The 717-nt window shown below is 67.6% G+C and carries 1 protein-coding gene and 1 pseudogene; both read left to right on the forward strand.

The genetic code is table 11. The features are described from left to right. Positions 1 to 300: pseudogene (locus L6E10_RS33595) on the forward strand (hypothetical protein); the annotation flags it as partial. Next, positions 297 to 717: hypothetical protein (locus L6E10_RS33600; RefSeq protein ID WP_236224170.1), on the forward strand; the 421-nt coding region annotated here is incomplete at its 3' end. The pseudogene L6E10_RS33595 and the gene L6E10_RS33600, both read left to right, overlap by 4 nt.

The raw sequence follows: 717 nt of genomic DNA on the forward strand, positions 1-717 counted from the left end.
GTCACCGAGACCGACGTCGTCATGTCTCTCGCTCAGCGTCTTGTCCCGCAGCCGCCGGCTTGCGCGGTACGCGTAGACGGCTCGGTGCCCTATCCCGCTGCGGAGGCCAATGCACTGCTCAGCGGTTGGCTCACCCACCGTGTTCGGCCGGACATCCCCGCGTCCGGCTTCGTGCCGCCGTCCCAGGTGGCGCAGTTCAACCAGCTCGTCAGCAGCAGTGTGGAAGACCAGCGCGCGTGGTTCGCCGCAGTGGTGCGGGCCCACGGTGACTGCACCAGTGTCGCCCCGGCAGTGCCATGACCATCGCCTGGCTGTGGTTGCGCGCACACCGATGGCCTGCGCTGGTGCTGACATCGTGTCTTGTCTCGGCAGCCGGCCTGTTGTTCGGAGGCCTGTACCTACCGGTTCCGTCATTGGGCGAGGTGCGCAGACTCAGTGTGCCGTTGTCGCAACTGCTCCCCCTGCTGCTCGCCTGCGCAGTCGGCCTGCACACCAAAGCACCGACGGCGGTGTTCAAGGTCGCGCCGCGTTCTCCTGTCCCACAACGGATCGCGTTGGCGGCCGTCCTTCTGGTCACGGTGACGGCCGCGTGTCTGGCCTTGCCCGACAACCACGCGGCGCTGCGCAACCTCGCAGGCCTGACCGGGATGGCTCTTGCGACGGCCGCTGTCGCGGGAGCAACCCGCAGCTGGATCCTCCCGCTGTTCTACCTGATGT

This window comes from Lentzea sp. CC55, assembly GCF_021056325.1.
In the GTDB taxonomy this organism is placed as follows: Bacteria; Actinomycetota; Actinomycetes; order Mycobacteriales; family Pseudonocardiaceae; genus Lentzea; species Lentzea jiangxiensis.